Here is an 18,769-nt window from a genome sequence, read left to right as displayed (position 1 = left end):
GTTTTTCATATTATAAAAAAACTCCCCTCATTCGAGGGGAGTTTTCCCGTATTAATGATTCACTGCTTTTTCTGCGTTTACTCGTCCGTTTTGGAATAGGACGCCTGTTCCGGTTACATTGTCGGCTGTATCTTCAAGTGCTGTACGAATATCAGAAGCGCTTCGCCCTTGTGCTGCCAACAATCCAGCTACACCTGCAACGACTGGTGCTGCCATTGATGTTCCGGAGAATTTCTCATAGCCTCCACCGACGACTGTTGAGTAGATGCTCACACCAGGTGCTGCGATATCGACCCAAGTTCCATAGTTCGAGAAGTATGCGATTGTGTCATTTTTATCTGTTGCTGCGACTGCTATTGCGTTAGAGTAGTAAGCTGGGTAACTTGGTTTCGCTGAGCTTTCGTTACCTGCTGCTGCAATAACGACAGATCCTTTATTCCAAGCGTAGTCAACTGCTTCTCGTAACGTCTGAGTACCGAGCAATCCGCCAAGGCTCAAGTTGATGACTTGTGCACCTTGGTCAGCTGCGTAACGGATACCTTGTGCGACATCATCCAACGTTCCACTTCCGCCTGCATCAAGAACACGTACGGCTAAAATGGAAGCCTTCGGTGCAAGTCCTGCCATTCCGATTCCGTTGTTCGTGTTTGCTGCTGCGATTCCTGAAACGTGTGTCCCGTGGTCGTGCTCATCCATCGGGTCGTTGTCATCTTGAACGAAGTCGTAACCTTTGATGACTTTTCCAGCTAGATCTGGGTGGTTATAGTCAACGCCTGTGTCGATGACGGCGATTTTTACATTGGCAGAGCTTTGGGTAACGTCCCAAGCTTTATTTGCACTCACCTTTTGTGGTGCGTATTGCTGGGATTGATAAGCCGGATCGTTCGGCGTATAGCTCGCATGGAACGTTGCATTCGGCTCAGCGTACTCGACTAAGCTGTTTGCTTCGAATGCTTTCAATGCCTCATTGACTTGTCCGTCAACTTTAACAACGACAAAGTCTTCTGTCGTTTCAACAACATCTCCACCCAATTGGGACACAATCTGCTCTGCATTCGGTGCTAGGACCGAATCCTTAAAATGGACGATGAGTTCCTGTGGAGCAAGTTGCTCACTGGATTTGTTGAAAGTAGCTTCCTTGACTTCATAATTTGCTGCTGATGCTGGTGCCGCTGCCGATACGAGCAGGGTAGCTGATGCAGCAAGTGCTGCGAAACGCTTAAACATTCAATCACTCCTCTGTTGTTGTTCCCAGACGTCGGACTTTCCGGGTCATGACAGAGGATTCGTCGATATTCTACATATTCCTTTTTATTTCCCGATAAATAAAGAGAATTTACTATTTTAATAAAATGTATGCGGTGTTATCTGAGACCCCAATAGTACTAACAGGTAACTGGTACTAGTACTCTTTTTCTAATACCAATCGCAGAAACACCTAGAAAATTACTATTTTAAATTTCGGTTAATGAATTTTCACAAAAATGTAATAATTATTATGATTATTAAATAAGATTAAGTGGTAGTATTAAAAATGAAGGAGTTGATGAAAATGAGAAAGCGAAAACCTTCATTTGAACAACTATTGACACAAAATCGGAATCAATTAATCAATGATCCGAAAGAAATGGAAAAGATCGAGAAGAAGATCGAAAACAAACAGCTACAAAAGTCATCATGATAGATTGAAAAAAGCGAGACCCTTCATGAGGGTCTCGCTTTTGTTATATGAACATATCGCTCTTCTTGAAATGATGTTGGTAAAGAGACTGAAAAATGTCGATTCCACGGTAAAAGTCTTCACTGTAACTGCCATCCTTCGCGTCCACTGACCAGGCTGTCGAAAGGACAGCATGGGCATACCCCCACAATAATAAGCGCTTTTTGTTAAGGTTCAGTTCGTTCGTGAAGATTTCCACCCGTTGTCCAATCACTTCATATGCATTTTGTTGAGTTTGCCGGTTCAACATGAACTGAATGAGGTCATACTCAATCTCACCGACCAACCCTTTTGGATCAATCACCGTCCACTCCCCGTCTCCGGATGACAGCACGTTGTAATGATGGAAATCGCCGTGCAGAAGGTAACGCTGTTCGGTTGTTTCATTTAAAAAGGTGAAAATATCAAGTGACCGGTCTAGGATGTCTCTTGGGATTGGACCGATGCCGTTCGGATGGTTCCGAATTTGTTTCCTGAGATTTTCTTCTCTTGCTTTCGTTGTTGGAAGAATAGTCTTTGCTGGAGCTGGTGTGATCAGCTTTCTGATGGCTCTTGCCGCAATACGAGCCGTGTCCTCATGATCTTCTAACGTCGCAAGCGTATGACCTGGCGTTAGTATTTCAAGAATGAGCACACCCTTTTCAGCATCAGAATCGATAAGGCGTACCATTCCTTGTCCGTTGAACAGCTTTAACGCTTCTAGTTCGTGGTGGAACCCTTCTCCAGGGATACATAGTTTGATAACGACCTCTGTCCCATCATCCATAATAGCTGGAGCGACATAATTGATGGACAACTCGTAAGGTTCCCCTACTTCCATAGACCATTTCTCTTCACAATATCGAATCAGGTTAGGGAGCTCGTTCAGCCACTCTTCTCCCTGCTCCTGAAAATATAACTTCACATTTTTTACGAAATCATTCTGTAATGGCATCATGTTGCTCCTTGTACTTTTCCTTATTGATCTCTTCCTTCAAGTGAAAGGATTCTTCCAGGTCAATTTCATACACGTTTGCAAGAGTGGTTACATAGTACAAAACATCATACAGTTCTTCTTCAATCGTTCCTTTGATTGAACGATCATCTTTTAAGCGTTTGTCTTTGCGAATGGCTTCTGACAACTCGCCAACCTCTTCTATAAGCTTTTGAAAATAGCCATGTTTCAGCTCAGGTTTGTAATCTTTTTCTTTTATGTACGATTGTAGTTTCTTGATGGTTATGCTCATGATCAATCACTCTCCACATATTCTCCGATCATTTGATTGTTCCACTTCATCATTGGTGGTAAGTGATTCAGATCCCAGAATCACACAACCTAACAACCTTGTCGATACTTTTCATTTTCCTGAAATCCGGTTTGTTTTGCTGAGTGACATACCATTGATATGCTCTTTCTAGACCCTCTTTTAAGTTGATGGAAGGTACATGCAAACCAGATTGGTGTAATTTATCTACCGACATGAGGAAAGTTTCGTCCTTGTAAGGGAAAAAATCTTTGAAGCTCATGCCGTTTTGATCCATCCAATCATGGGATACCTGGACGAGGGGAGCATTATTCCCTACCACTTCCATTCCTGTCTTTATATACTCTATCCATGTAATATCCTCTGGAAAGGATAAGTTGTAGATTTGACCTACTGAGCTATCAAGATTTATTGTGCTGCTAAATCCCTTAACTAGATCTTCAATATGGATGAATTGCACCTTCGTCGTACCATCTCCTGGGTAAGGTATTGGTTCATCACTTTGAATGCGGTCAAATAAAAAAGCTTCTCTATAAATATTATTCCCTTCTCCATATATGTATGGTGGACGGAAGATGACTGCGGGGAATTCTTCTGCATGATATAGCTCCATCAAATAATTTTCTGCTTCAAACTTATCTTTCCCATATTGACTCCAAGAAGGATTATTACCAGTTGCCATTTCTTCCTGAACATGCCCATCACTTTGCGGGTAAACTGCCCCAGAACTACAAAACACGTATCCTTTCAGTTTCTCCTTATTCAATACGTTCGTAAGAATTTTTACATCCTCCTGTGTGTATGCAGTCACATCGAAGACATAGTCATATTGGATATCATTCAACTTCTCAAACAATTGGTGTCCTTCTTTCCGATCACAAATATGATGTTCATGAACACCTTCATAAATAGGATTACGATTTCCTCTTGTTAAAATATCTACTTCATGACCTTCTGAAATCAGTTGTTTAGCAACCGCTTCACTTACAAACTCAGTTCCACCCATCACAAGGGTTTTCATCATTATCAATCCACTCCTAAACTATCGAAATACATTTCTAGTCTCTTTTCGGTTCAAAAGACATTGATTCCTCCCTCAACGAAAAACTCTACTGCAACATGTGCAGTAGAGTGAATGACGAATTTAAAAAAACAGTCTTGGACGTCCGTCATATGGCGTCCGTTCACGGCGAGGTTTTTTCAGTTTTTTCCGATTAGAAGTGCAAGTGTCTTCGAAGTCATATGGTAAAGCTTGATCGTAGTTTGAGAAACGAAGATCTGCATCGAGATCTTCCTGATACGGTTTGTCGATCGGTTGACCGCTGGAATCCGTCTGACGTTTCAAATGCTCTACGACAGCTTCTCCAATCGTCCGTCCTACTACTAGACCGGCTTCATTATCAATCGGGAAGTGAATGCCTCCATATAATCTTGAAACGGCCGCTTCCTCAGCAAGTTCATGAAGTTTTTCCGACTCACCTGGGAAATAGTAGCTCAGGATGACTGCCGCACAGCCAGATATAGCGGAATGACCCGATACGTATGTCGGGAATCTCGGTGTACAAAGAATCGGTTCAAGGTCTGGATCGTACTGGATCGGACGAGCCACATTCCAGTGGTACTTGTAATACCAGACGACAGCAAAAGTATCATTGAGACCTGCTTCGACCGCAGCCAAAATTCGGCTTGCATATGGTGGTGTGCATCCGTACGTATCAATCAAGCGGTCGATGATCGGGGTCCATTGCTTTGTTGCGACACCTGTGCCCCAAAATTTAGCGATTTTGATTTGTTCAGGGGTGATATTGTCCATCGTCTCTTGCACAACCGCCAGTTCTGAATCCCAATCAATGTCATTCGGGTTTTGAATATTGAACTGGAGTGGACCTCTTGGACCGAAGAACCTGCTACCCCTCCGTTTGATGACATAGGTCGACCAGGATTCCGCAAGTGGATCGATTCCATCGTTCGGTGGTGTTTCTTCTCCTCCGTAAGGAAGCTGCGACCATTCTAAATAATTTGTTTTAGGTTTTCTCCTCATTTTTTTCTCCTTTATTCTCGTTAGTACTAGGCAATGCTTTTATATTGTATGAAGACAAGCAGATTACGCTTGTACATCCGTTTAGATTTGCTCGGTTTTCTATAAACGATCGCAATCGTTCCCCCAGAATGCGTACTTGTCCCGTCAACAAAAAATGCCTGCCACCTCCGGCCGTTTTCTGGAGGTAACAGACATTTCAACTCAAGTTTTATTTCGTTGTAGATTCAGCAAGACTTCCGACTTGTTCATTGATGTCTTCAATCTGTTTCACGATGATCTCATTTTGTGAAGTGTGCTGCTGGATGGATGCTGATACTTCCTCCGTTGTCGCAGTGGATTCTTCAATGACTGCTGCAAACTCATTGACAGATCTTTCAACATCCTGGGTGTCCTTGCTGACGTGTTCCGCGATGCTTTGGAACTCCGCCATTTCTGTGTTCAGCATTTGAATGGAAGCATTGATGCTTTCGAAAATCGCTTTCGTTTCTTCCGTTTCACGGATATTCTCTTCCATCTCCGTTGCAATGCTCTTCATCTGCTTCTGAGTACGTCCATTGCTGGAGTGGATTTCGGTCAGGTTCTTCGAGATACTGTCCGCTGTTTTTTCCGTCATGTCAGCAAGTTTTCGGATCTCAGATGCGACTACCGCAAAACCTTTTCCAGCTTCTCCTGCACGAGCCGCTTCAATCGAAGCGTTCAACGCAAGCAAGTTCGTCTGCGCCGTAATTTCTTGGATTGAGTTCAAGGAAGATACGGATTCTCCGACATGCTTTGTTAGGATGTTCATATCTTCTGCCATTGCGGAAACTAGTGTTTTAAACTCGGTGATTTGCTTATGTAATTGTTCGACTCGAGCTGTTCCATGGGAAGAACTTTCACCAGTTTGTTCCGTTTTCTCTAAAATCACTTCAGCACTTGCAAGCATCCGGTTGACGAGCTCGTTCGTACTTTCAATGGAGCTCATGATGTCACTGACACTTTCACTTTGTGATTGTGTACCGGAAGCAATCTCTTGGATTGCGATGTTCATTTCATTGAAGGAATGTTGATTGTGTTCACTCGTACTTGTCAGGTTCTGAAGTTCAACCGCAATGGACTTCGTTTTCTGTTCAAGCATCTGACGACTGGATTGCTCACGTTCTAGACGCTCTTCCACTTCACTTTGGAGTGTTTCCATCTTATTGTTCATATTCTTTGCAATCGCCAACTGCAAATAGAACACGACCAGAACGAGAATCATGACGAGCAACGTTTTTCCGAGCGTCGTCTCAAGCGTCGTTCCATACATCATGTAATAGGATACAACGAGTCCAAGCGCAAGGGTGGTCCCAACAAAAAAGACTTTGCGATCCAGATATAAAATAGAAAAAGCCAACAGGAAGTACACGAGAAATGCATTTTGATCCGAAGGGTTTGCATGCATGATGGTAGCGAGAATTGCACTTAAACCAATAACTCCTATGTAAGGCGCTAAGGTAATGAATTTCTTTTTGAAATGCGAGAAGGCTAAGATTCCCGTCAAAATGGTACCACCTATGAAGATAATCAAAATGTTCATGAGTGGTGCTTTCAAGCTAATGTCGATTCCGGTCGCTAGAATCGTACATAGGCCTGAAATGATCAACATGATTTTGTTCTTCTGCTTCAGAGCTTCAAGCTGTAAAGAATTTTGTTCCAACACGTCCACCTCATTTTATGTATAGTCCATCTATCCTATATATCGGTCGTTGTAATCCCTTCCTTTACATATTGTTCTACTTAAAAAATATTTCTTTATAGTAATTCGTTTTCCATAATGTACTAGTCTTCAATTCCTTCTGAACCCTTGGACTTCCCCAACTACTCTCGTATTCTATGAGAAGAGGATTTACATACGTCATGGGGAGTGAGCGTTATGAAGTTAAAAGGTTGGCTCGGATTCGGATTGATCATTATCCTAATTGCAGGAATGGTCAGTGTATTCAAAAGCCCTGGTGCAAACGAGGTGACGAATAAAATCATTAATAACAGTCTGCAGACGAAATCAAGTAACGTTGGTCCGAAAGAAGTGAACGCCACCAACAGTTCTACTAAAAAAGTGGTCGGTTATTATGGTGGCTGGGGTGCATATTCGGGTTATGAAGCGAAAGACATCAAAGCTAGCAAACTGACACACTTGAATTATGCTTTCGCTGACGTTTCTGACGGCGGAAAAGTAGTGATTGGCGACCCGGAAGTCGATCCGACGAACTTCCAGCAGCTCAAGCAATTGAAACTGGACAATCCAAACCTTCAAACGCTGATTTCCGTTGGTGGTTGGAGCTATTCAGAGAACTTTTCAGACGCAGCTGCAACCCCATCAGCCCGGGAAAAGTTTGCAGAAAGTGCAGTCTCATTCATTCAAAAGCATGGATTTGACGGTGTAGATATTGATTGGGAGTACCCTGTGAATGGTGGTGCTCCAAATAACAAACATAGACCAGAAGATAAAGAGAATTTCACCTTGCTGATCAAAGAGACGCGCAGTCAACTCGATGCACTTGAACAGAAGACTGGAGAACAGTATATCCTGACGATTGCAGGTACTGCTGGGACCAGTTTCCTGAAAAACACGGAAATGGACAAGCTTGCGACTCATTTGGACTTCGTCAACTTGATGACCTATGACATCAATGGGCAGTGGTATCAAAAGACTGGACACAATGCACCGCTCTATACCTCTTCAGGCAATCCTCCGAATAAATGGAGTGCTGATGATACGGTAAAAGTGTATGCGGAAGCTGGTGTACCAAAAGACAAACTCGTTCTTGGTGTTCCTTTTTACGGTCGGAAGTATGATGCAATTACACCATTGAACAAAGGCCTTCATCAACCGTTTGTCGTCGATGGCGGCAGTCTCACATACGATACGCTAGAAAAAAGTTATATCAATCAGAACGGCTATAAGCGACACCTGGATCCCGAAACGAAAGTGCCTTATCTCTGGAATGGAACATCCTCATTCATCAGTTATGAAGACCCTGAATCCATCGGGTTCAAGACCGACTATATTCATGACAACGGCTTAGCAGGCGCAATGATCTGGGAATTGAGTCACGACAGGAAAGGAAAGTTGCTTGAAGCACTTTATACTGGGTTGATGGCGAAATAGTGTGCTACAGTGGAGACGTGAAAATTTTTCCTTAGATTGGAGTCTTGATTATGAAGCCAGTACAAGTAGGATTGATTGGATACGGGCTGTCAGGAAAAGTGTTCCACGCACCCTTTTTCAGAACCCTTCCACAATATGAATTAGCACTCATCTCCACATCAAAACCAGATCATGTATACGAAGACATGGATGACGTAGAGGTTGTTCCTACTGCAGAAGAAATCATCCAATCTGATGATGTGGAACTCGTCGTCATCACGGCTCCGAACGAGCATCATTTTTCATTAGGAAAAAAGGCGTTAGAAGCCGGTAAACATGTTGTCATTGAAAAACCTTTCGTCGTCCACTCCGAGGAAGGAGAAGCATTGCAACGGTTGGCAGAAGAGAAAGGACTCGTCTTGAGCCCTTATCACAATCGTCGCTGGGACAACGATTTCCTCACTGTCAAAAAGATGATCGATGAAGGTGCGCTAGGTGAGATTATGAGCTATGAGGCTCATTTCGACCGTTTCCGACCTGACGTCCGCGATCGTTGGCGTGAGAAACCAGTGCCTGGTGGCGGTATCCTTTATGATCTCGGTTCACATCTGATCGATCAGGCATTGATGTTGTTCGGCACTGATTTCAAAAGTGTCAGTGCGGATGTAAAAGCACAGCGCGAGGAAGCAACGGTAGATGATTATTTCCACATCCGCCTCGATTACGATCCACTACAGGTCATCCTTCACTCGAGTGCACTTGTCCGTTCGCCTGGACCGAAGTTTCAGGTCCATGGAACGAAAGGAAGCTTCGTGAAATACGGAATGGATCCTCAGGAAGGTCAATTACGTGATGGAATGATGCCTGGTGAAACCGGCTGGGGATTGGATCAGGAACAAACGTATGGCATCTTGACGAATGACGAATATCCAGAGGGTAAACGGATCATGACGGAAATCGGAAGCTATGAATCCTACTACACTCAGTTGGCAAAAGCGATTCGAAACGGCGCTTCCCTACCTGCTACCCCCTCTCAAGGAACAGATGTCATCCGAGTCATTGAAGAATGCTTGAAATAATGAAGATTCAGTCCTAGCAGAGCCTATTTCTGCTAGGGCTTTTTATATGAAAAATAGATTATCTCCCACCATTTACTTCAGTGCAGTAAAGTGTTAAGTTTGGCTTAGATCAATAGATAGAGGGGGAATTCAATATGAACATGAAAGCATTTTTGATGGCTCTCACAACCGTCATCATTTGGGGTTCAACCTTTGCCGCAATCCGCGCCAGTCTGCATGGCGGATATACCGCAGGTCATCTTGTTCTAAGTCGATATGCAATCGCATCGGCTATTTTTATTGCCCTTGCTTTAGTGCCGGGCATTCGCATCCGGATTCCTCATAAAAAGGATCTCATCAAAATATTTCTGCTCGGCTTTGTCGGGATCACTCTTTACAATATCGGAGTTACGTTTGGGGAACTGACCATTACGGCAGGCAGTGCTGGCATGCTGATCGGTTCTACACCGATCTTCACAGCGCTCATCGCGGTTCTTTTCATGAAAGAACGCCTTGGTAAAGCCGGATGGACCGGATTATCGATTGGATTTCTCGGTGTCATCCTGATTACGGTCGGTACCTCAGGAGCGTCTTTTTCCATTTCAATCGGTGCTGTGCTGGTATTGATGGCAGCCATTGCTACCTCCATATTTTTCGTGTTCCAACAACCTCTTCACAAACGTTATACGCCTATAGAATTAACAGCATATTTTACATGGGCAGGTACAATCCCTTTTCTGATTTTCTCGCCAGGTTTAATGCAAGATATTCAGCAGGCGACTCTGGAAGCCAATCTGGCAGCTCTCTATACAGGTATCTTTCCGGCCGCAGTCGCTTATGTCACTTGGGCTACCGCTCTTTCACTCGGTAGAGCGAGCACAGTGACGAGCATGCTTTACGTTGAACCAGTCATTGCAATTGTCACCGCTTGGGTTTGGCTAAAAGAGTGGCCAAGCACCATATCGCTCATAGGCGGTCTAGTTGCCATCATAGGGGTTGTGGTCGTAAATGGAGTGGGTCGAAAGCACACGGTTTCAACCAAAGAAGCAGCTTGATGTTATGTAGATCATCGTTCTTCAAATGTTTAACATCTACTCTATGTGGTATTAGTATATTAATACAGCAAAAGGAGTGGATAAGATGAAAGATCCAAAAAATGCTGCAGCTGAATTGAACCAGGAAAAGAAAGAAGAAATCCTGGATAACTTCCAGAACTTTAAAGATTACTTAGGTGACCAAGTGAGTAAAGGTGAAAAGCTTGGGTTAAGTGATGAAGGACTTGCAACTGGCGCAAAACGTGTTGCCGATTACTTAGCGAAGCACGAAGAGCCTCGTAACCGTGAAGAAAAGGTACTGAACGAGTTATGGAATGTAGCGAACGAAGAAGAACGCCAGCATATGTCCCACGTATTAGTGAAATTGGCAGATCAAACGAATTAATATAAGAAAATCCCGCTTGAATGAGCGGGATTTTTTCATGTATCCATTATTCTGTAGGGTAGTTCAGATCCCAAGTGAAGCCATAAGCATCCACTACTTTTGCATATTTCGCACCCCAGAACATATCTTGTAGCTCCATTGCGACCTTCCCTTTCTCACTTAACTTCTCATAAAGGGATTGAATTTGTTCTTCGCTCTCCATTTCTAGAGTCAAAGAAATGTTGGTTCCTCTTTCCACTTCCTGTCCAGGAAATGTATCAGACACCATGAAAAATAAATCACCTTTTTTGAATCGTGCATGTAAAACCATTTCGTCGGCTTCAGGAGGTGTAGGGAAATCTGCCTCTCCGAACGTTTGAAGATCCGTCACTTCGCCACCAAAAATGTCCTTGTAATACTCAAGTGCTTCTTTAGCCTGACCATTGAATACGAGATAAGGTATTGTCTGTTTCATTTTTGAACACTCTCCTCAATTTTAAGTGGGCATTTCAATTCCATCATAATACATATTCAAATTTTTAACAAGAACAAATGTTCCCATTTAACTAAAATACATCCTAAGTCGTATAAGGAGTCAACTTTGATCCTCTTCCTCTGTTGCAGGAGCATCTTCATCCCCGATGATGATTTCTTGTTCCTCTCCAGGCCCGCTGCATCCGGTAAGAAGTAGAAGGAGAAATAGGGCTGTCATCCAAAATTTCTTCGTGTTCATCGACTTACACCTCGTCTTTCAAAAAACTGAGTGCGAATAAAAAACCAATCTCATCTTTGCGAGATTGGTCTTGTTATTTCTTATTCTTCGCCTTAAGCGCTTTAATTCCTTTCAACATTCTTAAAACAAGCAGTTGGGCATGAATTGCGACTTCTTCCAAAAGTTCTTGGAAATCGGTTGGAGCATTGGCATCTGCATCATCTGAAATCACCCTTACCACGACAAAGGGGATTTTATTCAAATAACAAACTTCACCGACCGCAGCACCTTCAGCTTCAACTGCGTCGCCTTTGAACATTTCCCTTAATTCCTCTTTTTCTTTGTCGCTTGCAATAAACTGATCTCCAGATAAGATTCTGCCTTTCTTCACTTTTATCCCTTTCATGCCTTTTCCTGCTTGAAGTGCCACTTTCACTAAAAGCGGATTTGCTTGATACGCTAAGGGCAGCCCTGGGATTTCACCAGGTGGATAACCGAGTGGAGTGAAATCCACATCGTATTCGACCGCATCCTCCGATACGACGATGTCCCCTGTTTTCAAAACCGGATTCAAAAGACCAGCGGTTCCCGCAACGATGACAAACCGGACATGAAAGTGATCGATTAGAAGCTGGGTCGTCATGGATGCATTCACTTTCCCGATGCCTGAATAGCAAAGGATGACATCCTCTTTATCAATTGTGCCGATGTAGAAATGTTTCTGAGCAATCGTTTCCTTCTGCTTGACCTCCATCTTTTCCAAAAGATAGGCGATTTCCTCGACGAGCGCACTCATAATACCAATAGCCAAGCGGTTCATCCCCTTTTCAAGTCCATATGAAAAGTGTATGAATGGGGAGATGGAATTATATTACGTCCTAATCAGCCCATGTTTCTGGAAACTTGTCCATTTGGGGTTCGCAACCTAATTCTTCTGCTGCAGCGATAAGCAATTCCTTCCGGAAATAAAAACTCTTATGGTAAACAATTTTATGATTTTCGACTTCTTGATATTGAATGTCATGGATTTGAGGACCCGTTTCACTGTCATAATAAATGACGATGACATCTCTTCCCCATAGTGTCTCCAGTTCTGCTCGATAACCAGGTAAACCAAACTGCATGGAACCTGAACGCATCTCATCCTTAGAGAACTCCTGGAATCCAAGCGTAGCTTCGTTATGTGCCTCATCACTGATCAAATCCAAAACACCTTGTAGATCTCCTTCATTCAAGGCTTTCAAATACGTTTTAATAAGAGGATGTATAGGATTCTTTTCATTGTTTTGTAATGCCTCTCTACCTTGTGTACTTGGCTGATTTTTCAGCTTCTCTTTCATACGTCGAACCGCTGCATAAACCGCACCGGGTGTCGTTCGGACGATTCCAGCAACTTCTTTTGCTGTAAAAGAAAACACTTCCATGAGAAGGAATACGGCCGTTTGGCGTGGAGAAAATCGATCTGCTAGATAACGTAGCGCTTCTTCCATGTCTAAATCATCTGAAAAATCCTCTGACGGAACATCTTCCTCTTCTAAATGACCGACAAAGCGCTTTTCCCGTCTGCAATGGTCAATCCACGTGTTGGTTGCAATGCGATATAGATAGGATTTCGGATTGGTAGGATGCCAACGTTGATAAAAACTACCAAAAGCTTTCATCACCGTTTCTTGGAATAGATCTTCACCATCCCAAGGAGATCCAGTAAGATGACGGCAGTATTTCCAGAGTCCTTTTTTCGAGTCCTGAATCAACGTATTAAACTCTGCTTTCAGTTCGCGTTGTTTCTCTGCTAAACTTTGTTGCTCTTTTTCTGTAGAATTCATAGATTCCTCCTTAAATTCGGCTTTCAGTATGTATAACGATTGATGGGACTCAAATTATACGGATTAGTTAAAAAAAACGGAATAAATGACCAGAGCGAGCACAATCCGATAGATTGCGAATGGGATCAGTTTGATTTTACCGATGACGCTCAGGAAAAATTGAATCGATAGCAAGGCGAAAATGAACGCACTTACGAAACCGACGATAAAGAACGGCAATGCGTCCATCGTGAAGTACTGCCAGTTTTTCACCAAGGATAAGAGACTTGCTCCAGCCATGATTGGCACCGCCATGATAAAGGTAAAATCAGCGGCAGCCCTGTGGCTCATACCGACAAGTACTCCGCCTGAAATCGTCGAGCCTGAGCGCGAAAAACCGGGCCATAACGAAAAGCACTGGATTAGCCCCACTGTAAAAGCTTGCTTGTACGTAATTTGGTCGACCGTCTCTGTGGTCGTGCTCTTCCCTCCCGACCAATCTGCAAAAATCATCAGAAATGCTCCGAGGACAAGTCCGATCAATACCGTTTCTGTGGAAAACAAATGCTCATCTATGAAGTCTTCGAAAAGAACCCCTAAAACACCTGCCGGAAGTAATCCTACGATAACCTGGGACAGTTTCAAACGTTCTCCCTTAGGCGCACTGTTTGTCTCCTTTTTCAATCCGATTAGATTCAGCAGTCTTTTCCAGAAGACGACTACGACGGCAAGGATCGATCCTAGCTGGATGACGACTTTGAACGTGTTCGCGACGTATTTGGTGAGAAAATCTTTCGACTGCAGCCACATGTCATCCACAATGATCATGTGCCCTGTCGATGAAATCGGCGCAAACTCTGTCAGCCCTTCTACCATCCCTAACAACAATGCTTTTAAGAAAAGTATAAGATCCATTCTTAATCCCCTGTCCCCGATCTCAATTTTTCTAGCTATCCTACTCTATTTTTCTATCAAAGGAAATATGATTTTTCACAGTTTGAGAATGCGTTCACAAACAACATGTTTGTCTGGGAGGTCTTTGAAGGAGTATAATTCTGTCGTTAGTAGAAGATCGATTGCACTTTGCAATTCAACATATACACATCTTAGAAAGGATGCTGCTCCATGTCATCTCAATCGTATAGTAGAGTGTTGATTGCAGCCTTGTTGTTAGCGGGATCCTTTATTACGATCCTGAATCAAACATTGATGATCACTGCCATACCTCCGATCATGGAAGAAATGAACATCACTGCGAATACCGGGCAGTGGTTGACGACTGTCTTCATGCTGGTCAACGGCATCATGATACCCGTCAGCGCTTTCTTGATCGAACGTTTCACAACGAGACAATTGTTCATGGCAGCAATGGGGATTTTCACTGTAGGAACGGTCATCGGTGGAGTGGCCCCCAACTTCAGTTTTTTACTATTAGGAAGGATCGTCCAATCCGCCGGTGCTGGTGTGATGCTGCCATTGATGCAAACCGTATTCCTGATGATCTTCCCGGTCAATAAGCGTGGCGCTGCAATGGGGTATATCGGACTGGTCATCTCGTTTGCACCAGCCATCGGTCCTGCTTTATCGGGGTGGGTCACAGCCAATTACAGCTGGCGCTTATTGTTCTGGCTCATCTTACCGCTCGCGATCATGATCATCATCGTTGCGCATTTCATTTTGAAAAACGTAACAGAGCTGTCTTATCCGAAAGTCGATCCTGTTTCGATCATCCTTTCTTCTATCGGATTCGGGGGACTGCTTTACGGATTCACGAGTGCAGGTAATTACGGATGGGATAGTGCGAGAACGATCGTCGTTCTGGTCATCGGAATCGTAGCGTTATCCATCTTCACTGTACGACAATTACGCATGCACCATCCGATGCTTGAGTTCAGAGTGTTTAAATATAAGACGTTTACCATAACGACGGTCATTGCGATGATCCTTTTCCTTGGACTGATTGGTGCGGAAACGCTGATCCCCCTTTATATGCAAAACATGAGGGATTTTACCGCATTTGAGTCAGGCCTAGTTCTTTTACCGGGGGCGGTCATAACCGGATTTATGTCCCCGATTACAGGTCGGATATTCGACCGGATCGGCGCGCGGTTGTTATCGATTGTAGGCTTGACCATCATAACGGGTGCCACATTGGCTTTTTCCTTTCTCGATACGACAACGACCATCTGGACCCTTACCATTCTGTACGCAATCCGGATGTTCGGGCTGTCCATGGTGATGATGCCGGTTACGACAGCCGGACTGAATCAGTTGCCACGGCATTTGATCCCACATGGTACCGCAATGAGCAATACGATGCGGCAGATTGCAGCATCTGTCGGGACGGCGATTCTGGTCACTGTCATGACCTCGACGGCACTATCTGCGCAACAACAGCCGTCAATTCCTAGCCCGGATATCCATGGTGTGAATGTTGCCTTCATGGTGATTACCATCCTGTCATTCATCGGCTTGATCTTGTCCTTCTTCGTCAAGAAAACTTCACCGGAAGAGGATGAGGATATCCGGTCAACGGAACAACAACCGAATGAGGAACATGTTGAAAAAGTAGGAAATGCATGATTGAGTTGGGAGGACTTCGTTCGAGGTCCTCTCTTTTTTACATTTCACTGACCTTTGTCTGTTTCACCCGACGGTTTGGGACCTCGTCATCGTTTTTAAAAAATCCTGGTAGAACAGGTTGTAATTCAATTGAATCGCTATACGGATTGGGTTTCCTTTTTGCGGTTCAGGAGGATTGCGGAAATCGGCAATCGTTTGTCCCTTTGAAGGTCCAGAAGTCTGAACATCCACGGTTTTCGTTACATATTGACATACATTGGGATTCGTCAGCCCCATTAATGTAAGCACATCATGAAGAGCTGCACCTGGGATGCCTGGATGCAATTTCTGATAAGCGTTGATATAGTAACGGATGATTTTCGGAGTAAGCTCCCGGTAAACATTTCTTGCATTCTGCTGTATGAGTGCGGCCATGGCATCCGTCACATATGCATAATTCGTCACGTTGAGTGGAAACAGTGTTGTGTTCTTTGCTTTGTGAAGGATATTTCGAGCGGCAATCGGATCGCCATGAATGTTTGCTTCCGCCAGAGGTGTTACGTTTCCAGGTACGAAGAAAGCCCCTCCCATCAGGTAAAAAGAAGAGACATTCTCCATGATATCCGGTTCTAAAATCAGCGCCATCGATAATGAAGAGTTCCTCCCAAGATTGACGACTGTGAGGTCACCTTCGAACTGATTCACGATTTCAAAGATCTCCTCATAGGAGTTGAATTCAGGAGGAATTGACTCATTTGGCTGGATTGGTCCTAATCCTTCAGGTCCGTGAATCTCAGGATAGAAAACCGTGAAATCACCGTTCAACGGTCCTTCTGCCCCTCGTATGACGGGTACGTCTTGAACACCGCTAATTTCCAGAAGGTACCGAACATTTCGGACGGCTTGTTGCTTTTCGATGTTTCCATAACAAGCTACAACTCCGACTAAATTGATATCTGGATGTAAGATGGCATAAATCAGCGCTAATGAATCATCAATTCCAGGATCCCCGAACAACAACACATTTTTCACAGGATCACCCCCATGAATAGCAATCTACTCCACACTACTATATTCCATATATTGGTATACAAATACTTCATTATATTATTCCAGAAGAATCTCTATACTTTTATATCATCTAAAATCATAAGGTGTACTAAATGGCAGGTGATGGAGAATGAAAAAAGTACTGCTTTTTGCGGATTTTGGAATTGATGATACGATTGCCCTCATTTATATGTTATTTAACCCTGGAATCGAGATCTTGGGAATTGTTGCTGATTATGGGAACGTTTCTAGAGAGAAAGTGTTGAGGAATGTGAATTATATCAAATATCTCTCGGGACATGGAGATATTCCGGTTTTTGAAGGGGCAACCAGTCCATTGACTGGTATTCCACTCGTTTATTATCCTGAAGTCCATGGGAAAGAAGGTTTGGGACCAATCACCACCCCAATTATCGATTACCCTGTTCATCCACTAAATGATGTAAAGAAGATTATTAGAGAACACATTGATGATCTTACGGTTGTGAATATCGGAAGACTCTCTTCCTTGGCTACTGCTTTCATTTTTGAAGTAGAACTGATGAAACAGATCAAGGAGTATGTCATCATGGGCGGGACATTCTTTTTTCCTGGTAATGTGACATCCGTTGCGGAAGCGAATTTTTACGGTGATCCTTATGCAGCTAACCTTGTCATGCTAAATGCAAAGAACATGACGATCTTCCCATTGAATGTAACTACCTACGCCATCCTTCCCCCTGCTCAAGTGAACCAGATCAATACGTTTCATGCTTCGACTAAAGATCCTCTAGGTCTCGTCATCAAACCACTGCTCGATTTTTACTACCAATTTTATCTTGGAAAAAATCCTGGCATAACAGGAAGCCCTTTGCATGACGTCCTTCCGATTTGGTACTTATTAAACAAAAACAAAGTGAAGACAGTTAACTTACCAGTCAAAATCGTAGTAGCTCCTGGAGAAGCTTTCGGTCAGAGTATCGTGGACTTGCGCTACGAAACCTCTCCGGATTTCAACAAGCATCAGATCGCGGTCTCATTCGACTACCCAAGTTTCCTGAAGGACATCCCTTCTACCTTCATGCAAAAAAGAGTCCACTAAGTTGAACTAGCACAGGACATTCGCGTTTCTCATAGGTTAAGGTTGATGAATTGTAAAAGGAGAATGCGAATGTTCTATCACATCAAGGAACTCCAATATGATGCAAAGCCTGAACGTCCAGACCCGATCTTCGCCAAACAACTCCAAGAGATATTGGGCGGACAATATGGTGAAATTTCCGTCATGATGCAATACTTATTCCAGGGTTTCAACGGTAGAGCGGACAAAAAATACCGGGACCTTTGTCTTGATATGGGAACGGAGGAAATGGCTCACGTGGAGATGCTCGCAACCATGATCGCCCGGTTGTTGGATAACGCTCCAGTTAAAGATCAAGAAGCGGCATACAAGAGCAATCCGGTAGTAGCTGCTGCGATGGGCGGCATGAATCCTCAGCATGCAATCGTGAGCGGTTTGGGAGCGATGCCAGTCGACAGTGTCGGAAACCGGTGGACGGCATCCTATATCGGGGCGAGCGGAAATTTGATGGCGGACTTCAGAGCGAACTTGACTGCGGAGTCACAAGGACGATTACAAGCTGTGAGACTTTACGAAATGGCGACTGATCAAGGTGTCAAAGATACATTATCGTTCATGATAGCACGTGACACTGCACATCAAAACCAATGGTACGCCGCGCTTTACGAACTCGAACAACGGGAGAATGATATCGTTGTGCCCTCCACTTTCCCGAGGAAACTCGAAAAGCAGGAAGTCTCCTACACCCTTTACAACCTTTCAGAAGGTGAAGAAAGTAAGAAAGGTCGATGGGCGAGCGGTCCAAGTATGGATGGAAAAGGACAATTCAAATACTCACAACCTGTTTCGTATGGCCCGGCACCGAGCCTTACCCCAGCACCGAAGTATATCCATGATACGATGATTCCCCCTATCAAATCGTAAAAAAGAGTGAGGAGCTGACCGAGGTGACGATTTGGAACGTCATCTTTGTTGGGTCCTCATTTTAT

The 18,769-nt window shown here is 43.8% G+C and carries 20 protein-coding genes; 8 read left to right on the top strand and 12 right to left on the bottom strand.

Annotated elements, in window-relative coordinates; all coding sequences use genetic code 11:
* Nucleotides 1–51: 51 nt before the first annotated feature.
* On the bottom strand, nucleotides 52–1,227 hold the full coding sequence (locus tag ACSVDE_RS02095; protein ID WP_439299305.1) for a S8 family peptidase: 1,176 nt from the start codon (nucleotides 1,225–1,227) through the stop codon (nucleotides 52–54).
* 325 nt (nucleotides 1,228–1,552) lie between these two features.
* On the opposite strand from ACSVDE_RS02095, the gene ACSVDE_RS02090 reads away from it, so the two are divergent.
* A complete protein-coding gene (locus ACSVDE_RS02090) occupies nucleotides 1,553–1,681 on the top strand; it encodes an FbpB family small basic protein (protein WP_226548057.1) in 129 nt (42 codons plus the stop codon).
* 43 nt (nucleotides 1,682–1,724) lie between these two features.
* Here ACSVDE_RS02090 and ACSVDE_RS02085 read toward each other — a convergent pair whose 3' ends face one another.
* The 5 genes from ACSVDE_RS02085 to ACSVDE_RS02065 all read right to left on the bottom strand — a co-directional run bounded on the left by ACSVDE_RS02085 (nucleotide 1,725) and on the right by ACSVDE_RS02065 (nucleotide 6,683).
* A complete protein-coding gene (locus ACSVDE_RS02085; RefSeq protein WP_439299304.1) occupies nucleotides 1,725–2,654 on the bottom strand; it encodes an aminoglycoside phosphotransferase family protein in 930 nt (309 codons plus the stop codon).
* Nucleotides 2,638–2,946: a MazG nucleotide pyrophosphohydrolase domain-containing protein gene (locus ACSVDE_RS02080; protein ID WP_439299303.1), complete on the bottom strand. Its 309-nt coding sequence runs from the start codon at nucleotides 2,944–2,946 to the stop codon at nucleotides 2,638–2,640. The genes ACSVDE_RS02085 and ACSVDE_RS02080 overlap by 17 nt, the downstream gene beginning before the upstream one ends.
* A gap of 67 nt (nucleotides 2,947–3,013) precedes the next feature.
* Nucleotides 3,014–3,988 carry an NAD-dependent epimerase/dehydratase family protein gene (locus ACSVDE_RS02075; protein WP_439299302.1) on the bottom strand — a complete coding sequence of 325 codons (975 nt, stop codon included), beginning with the start codon at nucleotides 3,986–3,988 and terminating at the stop codon, nucleotides 3,014–3,016.
* Nucleotides 3,989–4,108: 120 nt separating this feature from the next.
* On the bottom strand, nucleotides 4,109–5,005 hold the full coding sequence (locus tag ACSVDE_RS02070) for a vanadium-dependent haloperoxidase (protein ID WP_439299301.1): 897 nt from the start codon (nucleotides 5,003–5,005) through the stop codon (nucleotides 4,109–4,111).
* Between the two features lie 208 nt (nucleotides 5,006–5,213).
* Entirely contained in the window at nucleotides 5,214–6,683 is a 1,470-nt protein-coding gene (locus ACSVDE_RS02065) for a methyl-accepting chemotaxis protein (protein WP_439299300.1), read from the bottom strand.
* Nucleotides 6,684–6,899: 216 nt separating this feature from the next.
* Between ACSVDE_RS02065 and ACSVDE_RS02060 the strand changes: the two genes are divergently transcribed.
* The 4 genes from ACSVDE_RS02060 to ACSVDE_RS02045 all read left to right on the top strand — a co-directional run bounded on the left by ACSVDE_RS02060 (nucleotide 6,900) and on the right by ACSVDE_RS02045 (nucleotide 10,612).
* A complete protein-coding gene (locus ACSVDE_RS02060; protein ID WP_439299299.1) occupies nucleotides 6,900–8,135 on the top strand; it encodes a glycoside hydrolase family 18 protein in 1,236 nt (411 codons plus the stop codon).
* Between the two features lie 50 nt (nucleotides 8,136–8,185).
* On the top strand, nucleotides 8,186–9,193 hold the full coding sequence (locus ACSVDE_RS02055) for an oxidoreductase (protein WP_439299298.1): 1,008 nt from the start codon (nucleotides 8,186–8,188) through the stop codon (nucleotides 9,191–9,193).
* A gap of 134 nt (nucleotides 9,194–9,327) precedes the next feature.
* Nucleotides 9,328–10,227 (top strand): DMT family transporter, encoded by a 900-nt coding sequence (locus ACSVDE_RS02050; RefSeq protein WP_439299297.1) that lies wholly within the window; start codon nucleotides 9,328–9,330, stop codon nucleotides 10,225–10,227.
* A gap of 85 nt (nucleotides 10,228–10,312) precedes the next feature.
* Nucleotides 10,313–10,612, top strand: a complete 300-nt coding sequence (locus tag ACSVDE_RS02045; RefSeq protein WP_439299296.1) for a DUF3243 domain-containing protein — start codon at nucleotides 10,313–10,315, stop codon at nucleotides 10,610–10,612.
* 46 nt (nucleotides 10,613–10,658) lie between these two features.
* Here ACSVDE_RS02045 and ACSVDE_RS02040 read toward each other — a convergent pair whose 3' ends face one another.
* The 5 genes from ACSVDE_RS02040 to ACSVDE_RS02020 all read right to left on the bottom strand — a co-directional run bounded on the left by ACSVDE_RS02040 (nucleotide 10,659) and on the right by ACSVDE_RS02020 (nucleotide 14,023).
* On the bottom strand, nucleotides 10,659–11,066 hold the full coding sequence (locus ACSVDE_RS02040) for a VOC family protein (RefSeq protein ID WP_439299295.1): 408 nt from the start codon (nucleotides 11,064–11,066) through the stop codon (nucleotides 10,659–10,661).
* Between the two features lie 120 nt (nucleotides 11,067–11,186).
* A complete protein-coding gene (locus ACSVDE_RS02035) occupies nucleotides 11,187–11,324 on the bottom strand; it encodes a hypothetical protein (RefSeq protein ID WP_439299294.1) in 138 nt (45 codons plus the stop codon).
* Between the two features lie 73 nt (nucleotides 11,325–11,397).
* On the bottom strand, nucleotides 11,398–12,114 hold the full coding sequence (locus tag ACSVDE_RS02030) for a 5'-methylthioadenosine/adenosylhomocysteine nucleosidase (protein ID WP_439299293.1): 717 nt from the start codon (nucleotides 12,112–12,114) through the stop codon (nucleotides 11,398–11,400).
* Nucleotides 12,115–12,181: 67 nt separating this feature from the next.
* The gene (locus ACSVDE_RS02025; protein ID WP_439299292.1) at nucleotides 12,182–13,129 is read right to left on the bottom strand and encodes a sigma-70 family RNA polymerase sigma factor; all 948 of its coding nucleotides are present in this window, start codon (nucleotides 13,127–13,129) and stop codon (nucleotides 12,182–12,184) included.
* Nucleotides 13,130–13,192: 63 nt separating this feature from the next.
* Complete coding sequence (locus ACSVDE_RS02020; RefSeq protein ID WP_439299291.1) at nucleotides 13,193–14,023, bottom strand: undecaprenyl-diphosphate phosphatase; 831 nt, start codon at nucleotides 14,021–14,023, stop codon at nucleotides 13,193–13,195.
* A 210-nt stretch (nucleotides 14,024–14,233) separates the two neighbouring features.
* Here ACSVDE_RS02020 and ACSVDE_RS02015 point away from each other — a divergent pair, with 210 nt between their 5' ends.
* A complete protein-coding gene (locus ACSVDE_RS02015; protein WP_439299290.1) occupies nucleotides 14,234–15,691 on the top strand; it encodes an MDR family MFS transporter in 1,458 nt (485 codons plus the stop codon).
* Between the two features lie 63 nt (nucleotides 15,692–15,754).
* Here the strand turns inward: ACSVDE_RS02015 and ACSVDE_RS02010 are convergent, their stop codons facing one another.
* Nucleotides 15,755–16,702 carry a nucleoside hydrolase gene (locus tag ACSVDE_RS02010; protein WP_439299289.1) on the bottom strand — a complete coding sequence of 316 codons (948 nt, stop codon included), beginning with the start codon at nucleotides 16,700–16,702 and terminating at the stop codon, nucleotides 15,755–15,757.
* A 148-nt stretch (nucleotides 16,703–16,850) separates the two neighbouring features.
* Here ACSVDE_RS02010 and ACSVDE_RS02005 point away from each other — a divergent pair, with 148 nt between their 5' ends.
* Both ACSVDE_RS02005 and ACSVDE_RS02000 read left to right on the top strand, forming a co-directional pair.
* The gene (locus ACSVDE_RS02005) at nucleotides 16,851–17,801 is read left to right on the top strand and encodes a nucleoside hydrolase (protein ID WP_439299288.1); all 951 of its coding nucleotides are present in this window, start codon (nucleotides 16,851–16,853) and stop codon (nucleotides 17,799–17,801) included.
* Between the two features lie 69 nt (nucleotides 17,802–17,870).
* A complete protein-coding gene (locus ACSVDE_RS02000) occupies nucleotides 17,871–18,704 on the top strand; it encodes a manganese catalase family protein (RefSeq protein ID WP_439299287.1) in 834 nt (277 codons plus the stop codon).
* Nucleotides 18,705–18,769: the final 65 nt, after the last annotated feature.

Origin of the sequence: Pseudalkalibacillus sp. Hm43, assembly GCF_051842935.1 — a bacterium.
In the GTDB taxonomy this organism is placed as follows: domain Bacteria; phylum Bacillota; class Bacilli; order Bacillales; family Fictibacillaceae; genus Pseudalkalibacillus.
The sequence above is the reverse complement of the archived record's forward strand: the minus strand, read 5'-3'. Positions and strand labels throughout refer to the sequence as shown.